Genomic DNA, 5032 nt, shown 5'->3' with positions numbered 1-5032 from the left:
AAAAAATCTGTCAGCGACAGAAACAATGAGTGAAAGACTCAAACTTTTAATGAGAGTTTGATCCTGGCTCAGGACGAACGCTGGCGGCGTGCCTAATACATGCAAGTAGAACGCTGCGGACTGGTGCTTGCACTAGTCTAAGGAGTTGCGAACGGGTGAGTAACGCGTAGGTAACCTGCCTCATAGCGGGGGATAACTATTGGAAACGATAGCTAATACCGCATGACAATGTAGTACACATGTACTAGATTTAAAAGGAGCAACTGCTCCACTATGAGATGGACCTGCGTTGTATTAGCTAGTTGGTGAGGTAAAGGCTCACCAAGGCGACGATACATAGCCGACCTGAGAGGGTGATCGGCCACACTGGGACTGAGACACGGCCCAGACTCCTACGGGAGGCAGCAGTAGGGAATCTTCGGCAATGGGGGGAACCCTGACCGAGCAACGCCGCGTGAGTGAAGAAGGTTTTCGGATCGTAAAGCTCTGTTGTTAGAGAAGAACGGTGTAGGGAGTGGAAAGTCCTACACGTGACGGTAACTAACCAGAAAGGGACGGCTAACTACGTGCCAGCAGCCGCGGTAATACGTAGGTCCCGAGCGTTGTCCGGATTTATTGGGCGTAAAGCGAGCGCAGGCGGTTCTATAAGTCTGAAGTTAAAGGCTGTGGCTCAACCATAGTATGCTTTGGAAACTGTAGAACTTGAGTGCAGAAGGGGAGAGTGGAATTCCATGTGTAGCGGTGAAATGCGTAGATATATGGAGGAACACCGGTGGCGAAAGCGGCTCTCTGGTCTGTAACTGACGCTGAGGCTCGAAAGCGTGGGGAGCAAACAGGATTAGATACCCTGGTAGTCCACGCCGTAAACGATGAGTGCTAGGTGTTAGGCCCTTTCCGGGGCTTAGTGCCGCAGCTAACGCATTAAGCACTCCGCCTGGGGAGTACGACCGCAAGGTTGAAACTCAAAGGAATTGACGGGGGCCCGCACAAGCGGTGGAGCATGTGGTTTAATTCGAAGCAACGCGAAGAACCTTACCAGGTCTTGACATCCCTCTGACCGTCCTAGAGATAGGATTTTCCTTTTAGGACAGAGGAGACAGGTGGTGCATGGTTGTCGTCAGCTCGTGTCGTGAGATGTTGGGTTAAGTCCCGCAACGAGCGCAACCCCTATTGTTAGTTGCCATCATTAAGTTGGGCACTCTAGCGAGACTGCCGGTAATAAACCGGAGGAAGGTGGGGATGACGTCAAATCATCATGCCCCTTATGACCTGGGCTACACACGTGCTACAATGGTTGGTACAACGAGTCGCAAGCCGGTGACGGCAAGCTAATCTCTGAAAGCCAATCTCAGTTCGGATTGTAGGCTGCAACTCGCCTACATGAAGTCGGAATCGCTAGTAATCGCGGATCAGCACGCCGCGGTGAATACGTTCCCGGGCCTTGTACACACCGCCCGTCACACCACGAGAGTTTGTAACACCCGAAGTCGGTGAGGTAACCGTTAAGGAGCCAGCCGCCTAAGGTGGGATAGATGATTGGGGTGAAGTCGTAACAAGGTAGCCGTATCGGAAGGTGCGGCTGGATCACCTCCTTTCTAAGGATAAGGAAGTACGTTTGGAGTCTTATTTAGTTTTGAGAGGTTTTGTGGGGCCTTAGCTCAGCTGGGAGAGCGCCTGCTTTGCACGCAGGAGGTCAGCGGTTCGATCCCGCTAGGCTCCATTATCTAGGATACAAAGAGATTAATCTCGTGTTCACCTAGATAAATGATAGTAACATATCATGAATAGTCCATTGAAAATTGAATATCTATATCAAATTCCACGATCATGAAAATGATTGTAGAAAAGTAACAAGAAAGAAACCGAAAAAGATAAACGCGAACATATTAAAGAAATAAAGAAGGTCGACAGACTGGATTAAGGTTAAGTTAATAAGGGCGCACGGTGGATGCCTTGGCACTAGAAGCCGAAGAAGGACGTGACTAACGACGAAATGCTTTGGGGAGCTGTAAGTAAGCGCTGATCCAGAGATGTCCGAATGGGGGAACCCGGCATGTAATGCATGTCATCCATGACTGTTAAGGTCATGAGAAGGAAGACGCAGTGAACTGAAACATCTAAGTAGCTGCAGGAAGAGAAAGCAAACGCGATTGCCTGAGTAGCGGCGAGCGAAACGGCAGGAGGGCAAACCGAGGAGTTTACTCCTCGGGGTTGTAGGACTGCGACGTGGGACTAAAATTAATAGAAGAATTACCTGGGAAGGTAAGCCAAAGAGAGTAAAAGCCTCGTATTTAAAATTGAAATTAGCCCTAGCAGTATCCTGAGTACGGCGAGACACGCGAAATCTCGTTGGAATCTGGGAGGACCATCTCCCAACCCTAAATACTCTCTAGTGACCGATAGTGAACCAGTACCGTGAGGGAAAGGTGAAAAGCACCCCGGGAGGGGAGTGAAAAAGAACCTGAAACCGTGTGCCTACAAGAAGTTCGAGCCCGTTAATGGGTGAGAGCGTGCCTTTTGTAGAATGAACCGGCGAGTTACGATATGATGCGAGGTTAAGTTGAAGAGACGGAGCCGTAGGGAAACCGAGTCTTAATAGGGCGGATTAGTATCATGTTGTAGACCCGAAACCATGTGACCTACCCATGAGCAGGTTGAAGGTGTGGTAAAACGCACTGGAGGACCGAACCAGGGCACGTTGAAAAGTGCTTGGATGACTTGTGGGTAGCGGAGAAATTCCAAACGAACTTGGAGATAGCTGGTTCTCTCCGAAATAGCTTTAGGGCTAGCGTCGATGTTAAGTCTCTTGGAGGTAGAGCACTGTTTGGGTGAGGGGTCCATCCCGGATTACCAATCTCAGATAAACTCCGAATGCCAAGACGATATAATCGGCAGTCAGACTGCGAGTGCTAAGATCCGTAGTCGAAAGGGAAACAGCCCAGACCACCAGCTAAGGTCCCCAAATAATTGTTAAGTGGAAAAGGATGTGGGGTTGCACAGACAACTAGGATGTTAGCTTAGAAGCAGCTATTCATTCAAAGAGTGCGTAATAGCTCACTAGTCGAGTGACCCTGCGCCGAAAATGTACCGGGGCTAAAACAATTTACCGAAGCTGTGGATTACCTTTATAGGTAATGGTAGGAGAGCGTTCTATGTGTGAAGAAGGTATACCGTGAGGAGTGCTGGAACGCATAGAAGTGAGAATGCCGGTATGAGTAGCGCAAGACAGGTGAGAATCCTGTCCACCGTAAGACTAAGGTTTCCAGGGGAAGGCTCGTCCGCCCTGGGTTAGTCGGGACCTAAGGAGAGACCGAAAGGTGTATCCGATGGCCAACAGGTTGATATTCCTGTACTAGTATGTATAGTGATGGAGGGACGCAGAAGGCTAACTAAAGCGTGCGAATGGAAGAGCACGTCTAAGCAGTGAGGTGTGAGATGAGTCAAAAGCTTATCTCTATAACATTGAGCTGTGATGGGGAGCGAAGTTTAGTAGCGAAGTTAGTGATGTCACACTGCCAAGAAAAGCTTCTAGCGTTTAACTACATACTACCCGTACCGCAAACCGACACAGGTAGTCGAGGCGAGTAGCCTCAGGTGATCGAGAGAACTCTCGTTAAGGAACTCGGCAAAATGACCCCGTAACTTCGGGAGAAGGGGTGCTGGCTTTAGAGTCAGCCGCAGTGAATAGGCCCAAGCAACTGTTTATCAAAAACACAGCTCTCTGCTAAATCGTAAGATGATGTATAGGGGGTGACGCCTGCCCGGTGCTGGAAGGTTAAGAGGAGGGTTTAGCGTAAGCGAAGATCTGAATTGAAGCCCCAGTAAACGGCGGCCGTAACTATAACGGTCCTAAGGTAGCGAAATTCCTTGTCGGGTAAGTTCCGACCCGCACGAAAGGCGTAATGATTTGGGCACTGTCTCAACGAGAGACTCGGTGAAATTTTAGTACCTGTGAAGATGCAGGTTACCCGCGACAGGACGGAAAGACCCCATGGAGCTTTACTGCAGTTTGATATTGAGTATCTGTACCACATGTACAGGATAGGTAGGAGCCATTGAGAACGGGACGCCAGTTTCGTTTGAGGCGTTGTTGGGATACTACCCTTGTGTTATGGCTACTCTAACCCAGATAGGTAATCCCTATCGGAGACAGTGTCTGACGGGCAGTTTGACTGGGGCGGTCGCCTCCTAAAAGGTAACGGAGGCGCCCAAAGGTTCCCTCAGACTGGTTGGAAATCAGTCGCAGAGTGTAAAGGTATAAGGGAGCTTGACTGCGAGAGCTACAACTCGAGCAGGGACGAAAGTCGGGCTTAGTGATCCGGTGGTTCCGTATGGAAGGGCCATCGCTCAACGGATAAAAGCTACCCTGGGGATAACAGGCTTATCTCCCCCAAGAGTTCACATCGACGGGGAGGTTTGGCACCTCGATGTCGGCTCGTCGCATCCTGGGGCTGTAGTCGGTCCCAAGGGTTGGGCTGTTCGCCCATTAAAGCGGCACGCGAGCTGGGTTCAGAACGTCGTGAGACAGTTCGGTCCCTATCCGTCGCGGGCGTAGGAAATTTGAGAGGATCTGCTCCTAGTACGAGAGGACCAGAGTGGACTTACCGCTGGTGTACCAGTTGTCTTGCCAAAGGCATCGCTGGGTAGCTATGTAGGGAAGGGATAAGCGCTGAAAGCATCTAAGTGCGAAGCCCCCCTCAAGATGAGATTTCCCATAACTTTATGTTAGTAAGAGCCCTGAGAGAAGATCAGGTAGATAGGTTAGAAGTGGAAGTATAGTGATATATGAAGCGGACTAATACTAATAGCTCGAGGACTTATCCGAAAGCAAAAGTTTATTGACAGTAGGTAGAAGAACTTGATAGAATATAGATATTCAATTTTGAGTGGGCTATGAGAATAGCACATTTAGAGAGTTAAGTGACGATAGCCTAGGAGATACACCTGTACCCATGCCGAACACAGCAGTTAAGCCCTAGAACGCCTGAAGTAGTTGGGGGTTGCCCCCTGTTAGATAGGGAAGTTGCTTAGC

At 49.6% G+C, this 5032-nt stretch carries 1 tRNA gene and 3 rRNA genes; all 4 read left to right on the top strand.

Annotation, left to right across the window (positions count from 1 at the left end):
• The first annotated feature begins 45 nt into the window (after positions 1-45).
• Positions 46-1595 (top strand): 16S ribosomal RNA (locus HBN42_RS09945).
• Between the two features lie 52 nt (positions 1596-1647).
• Positions 1648-1720: transfer RNA gene (locus HBN42_RS09940), tRNA-Ala, on the top strand.
• 201 nt (positions 1721-1921) lie between these two features.
• Positions 1922-4825 (top strand): 23S ribosomal RNA (locus HBN42_RS09935).
• Positions 4826-4916: 91 nt separating this feature from the next.
• A 5S ribosomal RNA gene (gene rrf / locus HBN42_RS09930) occupies positions 4917-5032 on the top strand.
• The 16S, 23S and 5S rRNA genes sit together here with 1 tRNA gene alongside, the layout of an rRNA operon.

The sequence above is a fragment of the Streptococcus catagoni genome (assembly GCF_011421425.1).
GTDB classification, from domain to species: Bacteria; Bacillota; Bacilli; order Lactobacillales; family Streptococcaceae; genus Streptococcus; species Streptococcus catagoni.
This window is presented reverse-complemented; position numbering and strand designations above follow the sequence as displayed.